Annotated in this window: 18 protein-coding genes; 3 read left to right on the forward strand and 15 right to left on the reverse strand. The window is 64.1% G+C overall.

The features are described from left to right. The first annotated feature begins 52 nt into the window (after positions 1 to 52). Positions 53 to 505 (forward strand): DsrE family protein, encoded by a 453-nt coding sequence (locus H7A19_05235; GenBank protein MCP5474227.1) that lies wholly within the window; start codon positions 53 to 55, stop codon positions 503 to 505. A 69-nt stretch (positions 506 to 574) separates the two neighbouring features. Here the strand turns inward: H7A19_05235 and H7A19_05240 are convergent, their stop codons facing one another. From H7A19_05240 to H7A19_05250, 3 genes are all read right to left on the reverse strand, one after another. Further along, entirely contained in the window at positions 575 to 1,921 is a 1,347-nt protein-coding gene (locus H7A19_05240) for an outer membrane protein transport protein (GenBank protein ID MCP5474228.1), read from the reverse strand. A 97-nt stretch (positions 1,922 to 2,018) separates the two neighbouring features. Beyond that, positions 2,019 to 2,462: a YeeE/YedE family protein gene (locus tag H7A19_05245; GenBank protein ID MCP5474229.1), complete on the reverse strand. Its 444-nt coding sequence runs from the start codon at positions 2,460 to 2,462 to the stop codon at positions 2,019 to 2,021. Further along, positions 2,459 to 2,890, reverse strand: coding sequence for a YeeE/YedE family protein (locus tag H7A19_05250; protein ID MCP5474230.1), 432 nt, complete (start codon positions 2,888 to 2,890; stop codon positions 2,459 to 2,461). The genes H7A19_05245 and H7A19_05250 overlap by 4 nt, the downstream gene beginning before the upstream one ends. Positions 2,891 to 2,972: 82 nt before the next feature. Here H7A19_05250 and H7A19_05255 point away from each other — a divergent pair, with 82 nt between their 5' ends. Next, complete coding sequence (locus tag H7A19_05255) at positions 2,973 to 3,314, forward strand: metal-sensitive transcriptional regulator (protein ID MCP5474231.1); 342 nt, start codon at positions 2,973 to 2,975, stop codon at positions 3,312 to 3,314. Positions 3,315 to 3,325: 11 nt separating this feature from the next. On the opposite strand, the gene soxB is transcribed toward H7A19_05255, so the two are convergent. From soxB to soxC, 7 genes are all read right to left on the reverse strand, one after another. After that, a complete protein-coding gene (gene soxB, locus H7A19_05260) occupies positions 3,326 to 5,038 on the reverse strand; it encodes a thiosulfohydrolase SoxB (GenBank protein ID MCP5474232.1) in 1,713 nt (570 codons plus the stop codon). After that, the gene (gene soxX, locus H7A19_05265; GenBank protein MCP5474233.1) at positions 5,038 to 5,688 is read right to left on the reverse strand and encodes a sulfur oxidation c-type cytochrome SoxX; all 651 of its coding nucleotides are present in this window, start codon (positions 5,686 to 5,688) and stop codon (positions 5,038 to 5,040) included. The genes soxB and soxX overlap by 1 nt, the downstream gene beginning before the upstream one ends. Before the next feature lie 12 nt (positions 5,689 to 5,700). Continuing rightward, positions 5,701 to 6,510 (reverse strand): sulfur oxidation c-type cytochrome SoxA, encoded by an 810-nt coding sequence (soxA, locus tag H7A19_05270; protein ID MCP5474234.1) that lies wholly within the window; start codon positions 6,508 to 6,510, stop codon positions 5,701 to 5,703. Positions 6,511 to 6,550: 40 nt separating this feature from the next. Then, positions 6,551 to 6,862 (reverse strand): thiosulfate oxidation carrier complex protein SoxZ, encoded by a 312-nt coding sequence (gene soxZ, locus H7A19_05275; protein ID MCP5474235.1) that lies wholly within the window; start codon positions 6,860 to 6,862, stop codon positions 6,551 to 6,553. A 192-nt stretch (positions 6,863 to 7,054) separates the two neighbouring features. After that, complete coding sequence (soxY, locus tag H7A19_05280; protein ID MCP5474236.1) at positions 7,055 to 7,516, reverse strand: thiosulfate oxidation carrier protein SoxY; 462 nt, start codon at positions 7,514 to 7,516, stop codon at positions 7,055 to 7,057. A gap of 58 nt (positions 7,517 to 7,574) precedes the next feature. Next, positions 7,575 to 8,633 (reverse strand): c-type cytochrome, encoded by a 1,059-nt coding sequence (locus H7A19_05285; GenBank protein MCP5474237.1) that lies wholly within the window; start codon positions 8,631 to 8,633, stop codon positions 7,575 to 7,577. Continuing rightward, positions 8,617 to 9,861 (reverse strand): sulfite dehydrogenase, encoded by a 1,245-nt coding sequence (gene soxC, locus H7A19_05290; GenBank protein MCP5474238.1) that lies wholly within the window; start codon positions 9,859 to 9,861, stop codon positions 8,617 to 8,619. Before soxC ends, H7A19_05285 begins: the two co-directional genes overlap by 17 nt. 203 nt (positions 9,862 to 10,064) lie before the next feature. On the opposite strand from soxC, the gene H7A19_05295 reads away from it, so the two are divergent. After that, on the forward strand, positions 10,065 to 11,099 hold the full coding sequence (locus tag H7A19_05295; protein MCP5474239.1) for an MBL fold metallo-hydrolase: 1,035 nt from the start codon (positions 10,065 to 10,067) through the stop codon (positions 11,097 to 11,099). 27 nt (positions 11,100 to 11,126) lie between these two features. Here the strand turns inward: H7A19_05295 and H7A19_05300 are convergent, their stop codons facing one another. Genes H7A19_05300 through H7A19_05320 form a run of 5 tightly spaced genes read right to left on the reverse strand, consistent with a single transcriptional unit; the run spans position 11,127 to position 14,107 of the window. After that, positions 11,127 to 12,095 carry a sulfurtransferase gene (locus H7A19_05300; GenBank protein MCP5474240.1) on the reverse strand — a complete coding sequence of 323 codons (969 nt, stop codon included), beginning with the start codon at positions 12,093 to 12,095 and terminating at the stop codon, positions 11,127 to 11,129. Continuing rightward, positions 12,092 to 12,769 (reverse strand): hypothetical protein, encoded by a 678-nt coding sequence (locus tag H7A19_05305; GenBank protein MCP5474241.1) that lies wholly within the window; start codon positions 12,767 to 12,769, stop codon positions 12,092 to 12,094. Before H7A19_05305 ends, H7A19_05300 begins: the two co-directional genes overlap by 4 nt. 6 nt (positions 12,770 to 12,775) lie before the next feature. After that, entirely contained in the window at positions 12,776 to 13,012 is a 237-nt protein-coding gene (locus H7A19_05310; GenBank protein MCP5474242.1) for a hypothetical protein, read from the reverse strand. Positions 13,013 to 13,031: 19 nt separating this feature from the next. Then, positions 13,032 to 13,592: a YeeE/YedE family protein gene (locus tag H7A19_05315; GenBank protein MCP5474243.1), complete on the reverse strand. Its 561-nt coding sequence runs from the start codon at positions 13,590 to 13,592 to the stop codon at positions 13,032 to 13,034. After that, positions 13,589 to 14,107: a YeeE/YedE family protein gene (locus H7A19_05320; protein MCP5474244.1), complete on the reverse strand. Its 519-nt coding sequence runs from the start codon at positions 14,105 to 14,107 to the stop codon at positions 13,589 to 13,591. Before H7A19_05320 ends, H7A19_05315 begins: the two co-directional genes overlap by 4 nt. Between the last annotated feature and the right edge of the window lie 189 nt (positions 14,108 to 14,296).

A 14,296-nucleotide genomic window follows, 5' to 3' on the forward strand; every position in this document is an offset into this window, starting at 1 on the left:
CCCGCAAACGGCGCTGATTCGCAGCCCTCAGTTGCCACCAGGATTTCGCCCCATGTCCCCGAAACGCTACCGCCGCCTGCCCTCGTTGCTGCTGTTTGCCTTGTGGGCGCTGTGTGCCAGTCCGGGACTGATCGCGGGTGATGCCACCGAGCCCCGGCGCACGGTCGTCTACCATATCGACGACAGCGAGCGTGCCATCCCGATGCTGCGCAATATCACCAACCACCATGCGGCCGATCCGGGCATCCGCATCGTGGTGGTGGCGCTCGGTGCTGGCGTCGACTTCCTGGTCGATGGCCACGCCGACGACCGCGGCAATTCCTATGACGCGCTGGTCGACCCGCTGATGCTGGAGGGCGTGGAGTTCCGCGTCTGTGGCAATACCCTCAAGGGTCGCCACATCGACGCCGCAAGCCTGTTGCCAGACGTGCAGATCGTGCCGTCGGGCGTCGCCGAAATCGCCCGACTGCAGATCGCGGAAGGCGCCGCCTACATCAAGCCCTGAGCGTCGGCGACCGGAACGGCCGCCGACGAGGTTCGGGCAGCAGATGTCGCGCATCGAGCAGCGCTACACCTATCTGCCGAAGGTGTAGCTGAACTCAAGTTCAAACTGACTCATGTCGAACTTGATGTTCTGGGCCGGATCCAGCGGATTGATGCCACTGACCGTTTTCGATGGGGCGTACATGACTGCGACCGCCCAACCGTTGCCGCCCTCGGTGTCGCGCGAGTATCCGACCGTGAAATGCTGCTCGATCACGCCTGGCGCCAGGATGTTGAACAGGACCTCGCTGGAATCGATGGGCTGGTTGCCAAAGCTGTAACCGAAGCGCCAGGTGCTCTGGGCATCGGCTTTCCAGGCAGCCCCGAACTTGTACACGGTCATGTCGTTCCAGCCGAAGCCCGCCCCACCATCGGCACCCAGCGGAGCCTGCTGCAGGTTCGGGAAGATCGGATTGGCGATGGAATCGATACCGCCGTAGCCGATCCATTCGATGTCGAAGGCCAGGGTCAAGGCCTCGCTGGCATCGACCGAAAAGCCCACCGTCGCCGAGGCGGGAATGTCGAAGTCACCCTGCCCCGCAAACAAGCCGGCGTAGCTGTCGAACTCACTCATCGACATCTTGGTCTGATACGAAGCACCGAAGCGTGCGCTGTCGCCAATCGGTGCCTGGAAGCCCAGCTTCAGGCCCAGACCGTAGGAGCGGTCATGACCGTTGTTGGTCAGCTTGGTCGGCGCCGAGGAGAAGGGCGCAAAGCTGCCGAGTCCACGCGCCTCGAAGGACTGCATGGCCAGAATCGGCGAGATGCCGATGCTGACGCCGTTCTCGAACTTGCGCGCGTAGGTGGGAGCCACAAACAACTGGATCAGGTCGACCCCGGCGGTGCCGGAGCCAAAGGTACCGGGCAGAGTGAACGCGGTGCCCGGTGGCACGGTCCCCATGGGCGCACCGACCGTGGCCGAGCCGCCGACGTAGCGCGTGTTCATGCCGCCGTTGCCGTAGACCGCAAGACCCACCGTGACCTCGTCGCTCCACTTGCGGGCCATGCCGAAATGCGGAATCAGGAAGTAATCGCGGTCACTGCGCCGGGATTCCGGGCCGATACCAAAGGTACATTGCTGCGGTGACAGGCAAGCGCCGGTGGCAGCACCGGTGACGTCATAGCCGCGATCCGGAGAGAAATAGGCAATGCCCAAATCGATCTGCTCGTCGACGCCGGCGAGGCCCGCGGGATTGGTGGCGGGCGCCAGGGTGTCCAGCGACAAGGAAACGCCGGTGCCGGCCATGGCCTTGCTCTTGGTGCCGTAGCCGTGGGCGAAATAGCCATTCGTGGCTGTCGCAGGACCACCCAGGATCAGCAGCAGTGCAGCTGGCAGAGCACGGGCAACAATACTACCGGGTGTATACGAACTGGACATGCAATTCCCCCTCTTGGCGCCGGCGACGCGGCGCGTTCCGGCTGGTGGTGGCTCTAGTGGCGGCGCCTGCGCCGCACCAGATTCCGGTGGCGATAACTCAGGTTGAACATCGAAGACTCCCCGCGCCAGCGCGCCGGCGAATCTGCCAGCTGCGCAGGGCCATACCAGCCGCCATTGCGGCGACGAACAACGCGATTTCCCAGCGCCCTGATGCCAGGCCGGCAAGCGCTGGACCGGGACACAGACCGGCCATGCCCCAACCGATGCCGAACACAACCGAGCCGATCAACAGATCAGCGTCGATTCGCGTGCGTTCCGGCTGAAAGAACTGGACATCCAGCAAGGGCCGCGGGTGTCGCCGTGCCCACTGAAAGGCCGGCAGGCTCACCAGCACTGCACCGGCCATCACCACCAGCAGCGTTGGATCCCAATTGCCCAGCACATCCAGAAATCCCAGCACCCGAGTTGGGTCGGTCATGCCCGACAGCGCCAGCCCGGCACCGAACAAGGTGCCGCAAGCCAGTGCCGTGACCGGTCTCATCGAACCACACCCGAGTGGCGAACCACCGCCACTGTGAGCATCGCCGCGAACATGAAGGAACCCGTGGCCAGCAGCGATCGCCTGGAGATGCGGGCAATACCGCAAACACCATGGCCGGAGGTGCAGCCGCTGCTCATGCGGGTGCCGTAGCCGACCAGCAGGCCAGCGGCGATCAAGGCCCACGGCCCGCTCTGCAGATGGATCCGGGCCAGTTCGGGATGCAGCGAGCGCACCAGCAGAAAGCCGATCATCAATCCCGCCAGGAAGGCCGCCCGCCAGGGCCAGTGGCCGTCGCCGCGTTCCAGAAAGAGATCACCGAAGATGCCGCTGACACCGGCGATGCGACCATTGAGCCAGTACAGCAGGGCCGCGGCAGCGCCGATCATCAGGCCGCCGGTCATCGCCAGGTGGAGTGAGTCAGCGGACATGGCGAGGCTCAAAGATCGGGCATACCGGGAATCGGGAGACCCGCTGTGGCAAAATCGGGCCATCCACATCCAGAAAGCCGCCATGCCCAGCGCCTCGACCAATTCCAAGCTGAAACGACGCACTCCTGCGCGCTGCGCCGTGGCCGACAATCCTGAGAACCGCCGCAATGAACACAAACGCGGCGTCGTGCTGCGCCTGCGGCGCGCCGAGGGCCAGATTCGGGGTGTGCTGCGGATGATCGAGCAGGACGAACCGTGCCAGGACATCGCGCAGCAGCTGGCGGCAGTACGCAAAGCGCTGGATCGCGCCTTCTTTGAAATGATGGCGTGCACGCTCGAAAGCGAAATTGGCGACAGCGCCGATGGCCACGAGCGCCAGGAACGCATGACCGAGGTGCTTGGCATCCTCAGCAAATACGCCTGAGCGTTTCGATTTCATGCGTCCAGGCCCTGGTTGTCACTGATGCCGATCAGCCGTGGCTGTTGCGGCGGCCGCGGTGACACCCGTTTCTGGCTGCGCAACCAGGTCGCCACCACATCCCAGATCGGCTCGCCCTCGGCATTGGCTGCCACCGGCGCCCAGCCGGCCACCTTGTAGCTGCGCTCGGCCTCGATGGCCTTGCCGCCCAGGGTCATGTCGCGGATGCGCTGCCCGGCGGGCGCGCCCGGCTCAATGGCGTAATCCATGCCGCCCACACGCACCATGTCGCCGCCCTGCTGGTAGTAGGGATCGGCATTGAACAGATTGTCGGCCACGTCCTCCAGGATGGTCTTGATCATCGATCCCTTCATCTCCGTCAGCGTGCTCTGCGGATAGGTGATCGCGGTCTGGTCCATCAGCTGTTCCATGCGGATGGTGTCGCCGGGCAGCAAGCTGGTGCCCCAGCGGAAGCCCGGCGAAAAGGCGATCTGGGCGTCCTTGACATCCAGCAGCGCGTCCAGGATCAACTGATCGAAACTGCCGTTGAAGTTGCCGCGGCGGTAGAGCAGATCATCGGTGACCGCCAGCGGCTCGTTGAGGCGATCCAGATAGGGCTCACGGACGCGGGTAATCAGTGCCGACATCTCCGGGTCTGCGGCGAGCGCATCGGCGAACACCGGCAGCAAACGGTACTGGTGACCCAACACCTTGCCGTCGCGCACATCGAAATCGAGCACACCGAGGAACTTGCCATTGCTGCCGGCATTGGTGACCAGCGTTTGCCCGCCGCCATTGCTGACGAGCGTCGGCGTCGGCACACCATCGTGGGTGTGACCACCGAGAATGGCGTTCAGCCCGCGCACGCGCGAGGCCAGTTTCAGATCCACATCCATGCCGTTGTGCGACAGGAGCACCACCACCTGCGCACCCTCGCCGCGGGCCTGATTGATCATCGATTGCAGATGTTCTTCCTGGATGCCGAAGCTCCAGTCGGGAATCAGATGGGCTGGATTGGCAATCGGCGTGTATGGAAAAGCCTGACCGATGATCGCCACCGGCACGCCGCCACTCTCGCGGATCACATAAGGCTTGAAGACGGCATCGCCGAAGTCACGGGTTTCCACGTTGTGGGCAACGAAATCCACCTTGCCGGCGAAATCCTGATCGATGATCTGCTGCACACGCTCGGCGCCGAACGTGAACTCCCAGTGTCCGGTCATGACGTCGACACCCAACAATTTGCAGGCATCCACCATGTCCTGGCCGCGCGTCCACAGTGCCGTGGCCGAACCCTGCCAGGTATCACCGCCGTCCAGCAGCAGCGCACCAGGGCGCGAGGCCCGCAGCTGTTTGACCAGCGTGGCCAGATGGGCGAAGCCACCGACCCGCCCATAGCGTCGAGCGGCCTCGACGAAGTCGAGCGAGGTGAAGGCGTGCGCCGCCGGGGTGTCGGGCTGCAAGCCGAACTGTTTCAGAAAGGCCTTGCCCACCAGATGCGGCGGCCGGTTCAGCGCCTCACCCAGACCCAGGTTGACCGAGGGCTCGCGGAAATGGATGGGCAGCAGCTGGGCGTGGCTGTCGGTGAAGTGCAGCAGATGCACATTGCCGCTGCGCGGCGCCTCGTAGAGCCCGGCAAAACCCCGATCCGGACGCACCCGCCCGCAGCCCGGCAGGCTGCCGGCAACGGCGGCCGCTGCCAGCACCTGCAGGAATTCGCGGCGCTGCATCATGGCGCGGCACCGCTCTGGTTGACCGGCGACTGCGGATCAAACAGATAGGCCATCACATCCTTGAGCTGGGCCTCGGTGAGGATGCCGGCGGCGCCGAAACGCGGCATGTGCGAGCACGGGTTGTAGGCATGCGAGTTCCACAAGCGCGTCCACGCATATCGCACGATCGGCTCGCTGTTGCCGCGCAACTTGCCGTACTCGGCCAGCGTCGGCGCCAGTGTGCCGTAGGCCATCTCTTCGGCGGCCATCTGGTGGCAGGCGTAGCAGTTGCCGCCATTGGCGATGGCCGGGTCATCGCTGCTCTGCAATCCGGTACCGGTCTTGGCGATCTTCTCACCGCCACGCCAATCGCCGAAGTACTGGCCATCTGCCGGAAAGCGCAAGCCGGCACTGGCTTCGTCGATGATCTGTTGTGCCAGTTCGTCGGGCACCGGCTTGCCCTCGTACTCGCTGCAGATCTGCTGCATCTTGTCCTGCTTCAAGCGATCCAGGCCCGCCTGCCCCTTGGCTTCGAAGGAGTCGGCCAGCGCTGCTTCGACCACCTTGGCGGCAGGACGGGGCTTGTCCTTGGCTGCGGCTCCGTCGGCGATCCATGCAGCCGCCAGCATCAAGGTGAACGCGCTGATTCGATGGCGATAGTGGGTCATGATCTGGAACTCCTATCGCTTCAAACCGGGGGCGGACATGTCGGCGCCATTGGCCTGCACACCCAGATAGGTGATCAGGTCGATGGCCACCTTGGAGCCCAGCACCAGTCCAGGCAGACGCTGTTGCCGCATGCAATCGGCCATGCGCCATTCGATGGTGCGCACGGCGCCCTGCGAAATCCGGTAGGCCGGCCAGCTGCCGAAGGAACTGCGTGCACCTTCGGGCGTGTTCAGCTGCGGCAAAGCCTGCAAGCGGATGCGCTTGCCACTCTGGCCATGGCAGGTGGCGCAGGAAAAATCATGCGGGCCTGCCCGGAAATTGAACATCTTCGCGCCGTCGGCAAAGGCCTGGCGCTCGAGTTCGTGGCTCTGCGGTACCGCTACCGGCATGCCCCGCGACTGCGCTGCGATATAGGCCGACAGGCTTTCCAGATCGGTTTGCGGCTGCCCTTGTTCGGAGTACGGATGCTGGCGCAGGGCACTCACATCCATGCCCTGGATCGACTCCATGCAATACAGCAGCCGGCTCTCCAGATCCATCACCTGACCGGTATCGGCGAAATAGCGCGGCAGTTGCGCATAGGCGCCTGCCAGCACACCTGCGCCCAGTCCGAAATCACAGGTCGCCAGTGACACCTTCTTGGGCCCGCGCTCGGCATTCCAGAGCTCCTCGCCCTGCATCTCCACCAGCTCGGCCGGGTTGTCATCGCCAAACATGGCGCGGTACTCGGCGAACATGTCGTCGTCGCCCTCGGCCGAGGCCGCTTGTGCCCCGCCCAGCAACAGGCACAGGATCAGGCTCAGTTTGAGTTGGATGTTCATCAGCACACTCCGCAGACGGGGACGATGGCGAGACGCAGGCTCAGGTCAGCACGACCTCGTCCTTGCGACTGTCTCCAGTGTTGTCGGTCCATTCGATGCTGACCTTGTCGCCCGGCGCACCGCCGTTGAAGCGGAACTGCAAGAAGGGGTTCTGCGACACCGCAGCGCCCCACTCGGCCGCCAGCACCACCTTGTCGTTGTGCTTGGCGATCACCTGCTTGATGTGATGAGCCGGCACCGCCTCGCCACTGCTGTCCTTGCGCAAACCGGTTTCCATCGGATGCGACATCAAGGCCTTGACCTCGGTCACACCGTCAGTGGTGGTCGCGCGTATGCGCATCGGGTTACCCATGTCTCTACTCCTGTTGTCTCGATCTCGTCACCTGACTATTCGCAAGCCCGATGACTGTGTTTTTTGTCCGCGAAGGACGCAAAGTACGCAAAGGAAAGCAGCTTGATCAGGTAAAGAGAATTCTGACTGTCTCATCCATCTCTGCGCTTTTCTTGGCGTCCTTTGCGTCCTTTGCGGATAAACGCTCTCGCTTCACCCGCCACACCCACCCAGAGTGACCTTGGTCTCGCGTGAGCTGCGGTACCACTTGCCATCGGCATGAACCAGGGCCTGCAGCCTGCAGGTCTGGGCCACCTTGACGCGGGTGGAGACACCGGGCTCGGTGCCTTCGGGGATCAGGAACAGCGCCGCCAGCGGATTCGGATTCATCTCCACCAGAATCGCGATCTGGTCGGTGCCAGCGATCTTGCTGCTGACGCTGACCGGCACCACGGCGCCGTTTTCGGCGATTTCCGGGCTCATGAAGGTGATCTGATCGCTGTCTTCAGGTGTACCGCCGAGACTGGCGTACACCGCGTCGAGCGCCTTGGCTTCAAAGGCGGCCTGCGGTCGCACCCATTCGGCAAGCGCTCGCAGCGGCCACAGTGCTGCCGTGGTGGCCACGGCGACTAGCGAGGCACTCATCGCCAGGAAGGAACGGCGGTGCATGTTCATGAGGGTCTCCGGTGGTGTTCAAGTAATGGATTCATGGAAAGTTTCGGGTTCGGGCGCATCAGTGTTCGGCGCCTTCGCTGAGCCACAGGGCGATGCGGTCCAGATCCGATTCCGACAGCTGCGGCATCGGCGGCATCAGCACATCGCCCCAGCTGCCGGTGCCACCATTGCGGATGCGGCCCTTCAAGTACTCGAGAGCGTCGGCGCGTGCCTGGTATTTCTCTGCCACCTGATTGAAGCCCGGGCCAATGACCTTGCCGTCCAGGCCATGACACGCCAGACAGCCATTGGCGGTCAGCACGTCCCGCGGCACCTTGGAGACGGGCTCGGCAGCCGCTTCAGGCTCCGGTTCCGGCAGCGTCCGGGTACCGCGAATGGCACCGTATTCGCGGGTCTGCTTGAGCAACTCGCCGTGGGCGCTACGGGCAAACTCGGGCAGCTCGGAACTGATCACCGGCGCGGGCAAACAGTTCTTCATGCAGGCCTTGTTGTGCGTGTCCGGCTTGCCGTCGATCTTCCACAGACCGTGGTCCAGGGTCATGCCGTTGCGATTGGGCATGCGCGACTGCACCCAATCGATGTTTTCATTGCTGAGCACATAGTCGGCCGGCACGATGTCGGCCAGATTCAGCAGATAGGCCAGCACCGCATAGACCTCATCGGGCTTCAGTGACTTCGGCTTGTCCCAGGGCATCGCCCGGTTGATGAAATCCCACAGCGTCGACACGGTCGACACCTTCATGATCGTGGTGCGCGTGCGCCCACCCTCGCGCAGCGCAGCTACGCGACCCGTCTTGATGTCTTCTGCCGTGGTGTTGCCGATCAACGGCGGGAACACATGATTGGCGTCGCCGAAATCGCCGTGACAGGAGCTGCACTTTTCGATCCACAGCATCTCGCCGTCGGCCACGCTGCCCGAGCCCGGCGGCAGCCCGACGAAATCGGGGCGCACGTCGATATCCCAGGCCCGGATCTCGGCCTCCGTAGCGGTGCGACCGATGCCCTCGAAGGCACTGGCCGGCGCCGTCGAGATCGACAGGCCAAAACCTGCCAGCACACCGAGGAGCACCCCCGCCCCCTGCACCCTGCCCCCTGCCCCGTCACCCCACCTGGACATTGCTCACCTCTCCGCTCTCGGCGACCTTCCAGGACTGGATCGCGTTGTTGTGGTACACCGAACGGGTGCCGCGCACCGCCCGCAGCTGGGCATAGGTCGGCTGCACGAATCCGGTCGAGTCGATCACCCGGCTTTGCAGAATCGCCGGACTGCCATCCCAGACCCAGCCGATGTTGAAGCGAGTCAATGCCTTCGGCAGGATCGGGGTCTCCAGCCTGGCGGTTTGCCAGTTGTTGCCACCGTCGAAGGACACATCCACGCGCTTGACCGATCCGCGACCGGTCCAGGCCAGACCGGTGACGTTGTAGTAGCCCTTGTCGAGCAGCGTCTGACCACCCGAGGGCGAGGTGATCACCGACTTGGCTTCCTGGATCGAGGTGTACTGGCGCTGCATGCCGTCCGGCATCAGATCCGAGTAGCCCGAGTTCTCGTCCTTGGCGCCATAGGGCTGATCACCGACTTCGATGCGGCGCAGCCATTTGACCCAGGACACGCCCTGCACACCGGGCACCACCAGACGCAGCGGATAGCCATTCTCGGGGCGGATCATCTCGCCATTGGAGCCGTAGGCCACCATGGCGTCGTCCAGCGCCCGGTCGATATCGATGGTGCGGGTCATGCCCGAGCCATCTGCGCCTTCGGCCAACAGATAGCGGGCCTTCTTGCGATCGATCCCGCAATCGTCGAGCAACGTGGACAGCAGCACGCCGGTGTACTCATTGCCGGCGAGCATGCCGTGGGTGTACTGCACGGTTGGCACCGCCACATTGCCCCATTCCATGGCGGTGTTGGCACCGCACTCGATGAAATGAATGCGCGAGACCGAAGGCAGGCGCATCAGATCGTCCATGGTGTAGACCTTGGGGTTCTTCACCAGACCCATGACCATCAGGCGGTGCCTGGATGGGTCGATCTCCACCCAGCCCTGATGGTGACGCTCGAAATGCAGCCCCGACGCCGTGATGATGCCGAACATGCCCTGCAGCGGCGTGAATGCCACCGAGGCCTGGGCCACACTGGCCAGCCCCGGGCTTTCCCGGCGCATCAGGTTCATCTCGTACTGAGCCGGCATGCCGTAGCCGCGATGCGCCACCGGCAATCCCAGCGAGGTCGACCACGGCGGCAACTCCAGAATATTGGGATCGCCGACAAAGCCTTCGGCCTGTGCCCGGGAGACCAGCGCGCTGCCAGCGACGGTGGCCGCTGCAGCGCCAAAGGCACGTCGCATCCAGCTCCGGCGCTCCTCGTTGAAACCATTCTTGTTCACGTCCTTGACGAAACTCTGATCAAGGAAGGACTCGGGTGCGCGCAGCAGGCGGCCCCGCGGGGTCTGGTTGGAACTCACTGCAATCCTCCAGTGCGGCGGCCGATGGCGGCCACTTGACCGATACGGTGGGTAGTACCTGCATTCCGGCCCCGGCTTTCGGTACGATGTCCCTCCTTTCCCGCTACATCACTGATCTGGAGCGCATGAATCCCCGTTGCTGGTCTGGAATCCTGATACTGCTGCTTGGACTGGGTGGCTCGGCCGCTGCGCAAGCGCCGGAAAGCCCGAACCCGCCTACCCTCCATCCCCAAGCCGTGGGCGATCGCATCTGGTACTTCCGCGGGGAATCCGGTCAGGCCAGTGCCGAGAATCAGGGCTACACCAGCAATGCCGGATTCGTCGTCACCGACGATGGCGTGTTGGTCTTCGACGCGCTCGGCACGCCGGCACTGGCGCAAGCCATGCTGGAGGCCATCAAGAGCATCACCGACGAGCCCGTGCGCCGCGTGATCGTCAGCCATTACCATGCCGATCATGTTTACGGCCTGCAGGTGTTCAAGGCCGCAGGCGCCGAGATCTGGGCCCGTCAGGAGGGCCGAATCTATCTCGACTCCGAGCTGGCTCAGCAGCGACTCAGGGAGCGTCGGTCCACGCTGGCACCCTGGGTGGATGCGCAAACCCGTGTGCTGCCGGCCGATCGCTGGCTCGATCTGCGCGCCGGTGAGTCCATGGATTTCAGCCTGGGCGGGACAGCATTCCGCCTGATCTCGGCCGGTCACGCCCATGCACCCGACGACCTGATGCTGCTGGTGGTCGCGCCGCGGGTGCTGTTTGCCGGCGACCTCTACTTCAATGGTCGATTGCCCTTTGTGGTAGACGGCAACACCCGCGGCTGGCTGGCTGATATCGAGGCCATGCGCGCACTGCAGCCGCGCTGCATCGTGCCCGGCCATGGCGATATGTCCTGCGCGGTCGATGACGACCTGCGCCTGACCTCCGACTACTTGCGGTTCCTGCGTGCGCAGATGGGCGCTGCGGTCGAAGAACTGAGCAGCTTCGACGAGGCCTACGCGGCCGTCGACTGGTCCGCGTATGCCGAGCTGCCCACTTTCGAGGCCGCCAATCGGCGCAATGCCTACAGCGTGTACCTGGAAATGCAGGTCGAGATGCTCGGCGCTGCCGCCGAAGGCGCTCGCTGAAGACCGGAGTTGATCGAGGCCCATCGATCAGAGACCCACGCCAACCACTGGATGACCCAGCGTGGTCCACTCGTGCATGGAGCCGTCGTACAAACGGGTGTCCGGGTTGCCCATGATCTCGCTCATCACAAACCAGGCCCCGGCCGCCATGTGTCCGGTATTGCAATAGGTGATGGCGCCAGCCTGCGGCGCATAGCCCAGGCCCTTCATGACGCTGCGATATTGCTCGGGCGTCAGGAACATCTGCGCCAGGCCCACCGGGCGCGTCTGCAGTTCAATGGGATAGTTCACCGCGCCTTCGACGTGTCCACCGGCAGCGACTGCCGGCTTCTTGTAGACCACACCCAGGTACTGCGGCACCGGGCGCGCATCGATCAGCTGCGGGCCGCCCTTGCCGGGCTTCAGATCATCGGCCTGCGCCAGCCAGGCGCTGTTGCGCTCGCCCGCCGACCAGTTGCCGGCAGCCAGCTTGACCGCTGCGTCCGTCGAGACCGGGTAGCCGGCCTGCAGCCAGGCGGCATTGCCACCATCCAGCAGGGCCATCTGTGTCCCGCCGTAGGTCTTCAGCGTCCAATACACCCGCGCGGCCATGTCGACATCGCTGGGATCGGCTCCTGGCGTGGTCAAGACCAGCGTGTCATCGGCATCCACGCCCAGTCCCCGCATCAATGCCTGCACTTCCTCGGCGCTGGGAATCAACTTGTCGATCTTGTGTCCTTCGATCGTCGCGCTGACTCGCCAGGCATTGAAGTCCACCAGCCGGGCGTCAGCGATATGACCGCCGCTGCTGTCGAGCACCTTGGCACCGGTCTTGGCGTCGGTGGACCACTCGGGCGCCGTGGTGAATCCGGCAACATCACTGCGCACATCCAGAACCACCACCTCCGCGCGATGCTCGTTGAGCCAGGCAACCGAAACCACCGGGCCAGGCAATTCGGCAGCGGCCGCTGCGAAACCCAGCGAGCTCAGCAGGACAAACACGGCTTGCAGTTTCATCGGATGGCTCCATGGCGGATCTTGAGGGGGCCGGCAGCGTCCAGCCATTTGAACTGCGCCTGCAGATCAAGCTGACACTGCGACAGCACATGGGTGCGACGGTCTTCAAACACGGTAGCTCGACGGATCTGCGCCGCCGCCAGGCGCCGATCACGCTCGTGCAGCAGCCATGCAATCTGCGGACGGAACAGCGTCATCGTGGCCGCCAGCCATCGGTGCACCAGTGCCCATTGCGCGGGCTGCCGCATGACGAACCGCCGCGCCAGACGCAGTACCCGAGCCGCCGGCTGGTAGATCTCGTTGGTGACCCAGCGATTGGTGGTGAAGGCCCGGAATGGCAGGCCTGAAGCGGACATCGACAGCCCCAGCAGATGGGTGTATCCGCGACCAGTAGAAGCCGCTGCGAAGACATGAAAATGACCGTGCTCACCCCGGGAGCTGGCTTCCGGATGGGCGTGGTAGTACCAGCGGTAGCCGCTCACCGGATCGGTGGCATCGTCATCTGGATAGTGTTGCCACTGGGTCATCGACGGTCTTTTCCCCTGCAATTCAGTGACCACATTGCGTCCCTGTTGCTGCAGCATTTCCATGACCTCCAGCAGTTCCGATCCGGCCTTGCGCAGATGGCTGCGCTCGCGAGTGGTGGGCTCGGGGATCAGGACGCTGCGGCTCATCAGCGCTTACTCGCAGGGATTGGCTGGCTTCTTCTTCGGCTTGGGTGCGCAGGGATTGGCCGGTGCCGGCTGATCGGCCGGCGCGGTGTCTGCAGGCGCCGCCGGCTCGGTCTTCGCAGTGGTCGGGGCCTGGCTGTCGTCAGGCTGGGCGCACGCCGCCGGCAACACCGCCAGCGCGGACACCATCAGCAGTGCAGAAAGGCGCTCACTGAGCTGACGTGACTTTGAGGTCTTGGATGTCATTTGCGTACTCCCAGGGGGTTCAGGATCGGGCAGCAGGACGCGCGGTGAACCAGCCAACCCCTGCCGCCACCGCGGTCAGCGCCAGCAGGACCACCAGATCGGGCACATGCAGCAGTTGCGACAGGGTCTGACCCTGAGGCCCCGGCGCCGCCTCAAGCATCGGCTTGAGGGCATCGTAGGCGCCGGCAAAGACCCAGGTGCCAAGCACGATGCCGAGGAAAAAGACCAAACCGTCGATCTTGCCGGACATGAATCCCACGACCGAGGTTCCAGGGCAGTAACCGCCGATGGCCATGCCGGCGCCCACGCCCACGCCGCCCAGCGCCGTGGCCCAGAGATACGTGGTCGGCACGTACAGGCTGTCACTGGCGACCAATCCCGCCAGTTGCAGGAAGTAGAGGCCGAACGCGCACACGAGGATGGCGGTGAACATCACGTTGAACACGGCCCAGTCGCGAAATCGCAGCTGTGCCGTAAGTTTGCAGGCACTGGCAAAGCCGGCCCGCTCCAGGGCAAATCCAAAGACCAGGCCGCAGACCAGGCCGGAGATGACGCCGGTGTATCCGAGAGGAAAGCTCATTGCCAAAGCCTCCGTGTGAGCAGGCCGAAGATCGCGCCGGAGATGAAGAAGCCACCGAGGAACACGAAGCCGGCGGTCGCCAGCGTTGCCGCGCCCGACAGTCCAAGGCCGCTGGTGCAACCCAGGGAAATGCGCGCGCCAAAACCGGCGATGACCCCACCGGTCAGCGCCATGGCCAGCCGGCCGGCCTTCTTCAGCCGGGTCGGCCCGTCAACATCGAAACGAAAGCGCCGTGCCGAGACCGCACCGATGAAGGCCCCGATGGCCACGCCCAGCACCTGCCAGGTGATCCAGGCATTCAGCGGATTGTTGCCATCCGACACCATCGGGCCGAGGTAGCTGTTCCCTGCCGTGGCCGAAGGCGCCAGCGCATCTGCGCCGGCGGCTGCCAGTGCGGTCGTGAAGCCGCTACCGCCCAACCCATGGCCGGTCAGCAGGAAGGTCAACAGCAACCCCAATCCCAGCAGCAAACCCGCTGCATGCGGACGCCATAACGGCTTCGCCTCTGAACTCATGTTCACCCTCCCAGGTGCCGTGCATGGGTCAACCGTTCGGGGCGCATCAGATACCACCCCGGGTATGTTCAGTGAGTTTTCATGATGCCCACAGCGGCTGTCAACCGTGCACCGCAACATCTCGGCATGCAGCAAGACGCCGCAAAATCACGAGCGCTCTTCATTCAAATCAATGCCTTGCGGATAGAT

It is taken from the genome of Rhodanobacteraceae bacterium (assembly GCA_024234055.1).
GTDB lineage: Bacteria > Pseudomonadota > Gammaproteobacteria > Xanthomonadales > SZUA-5 > JADKFD01.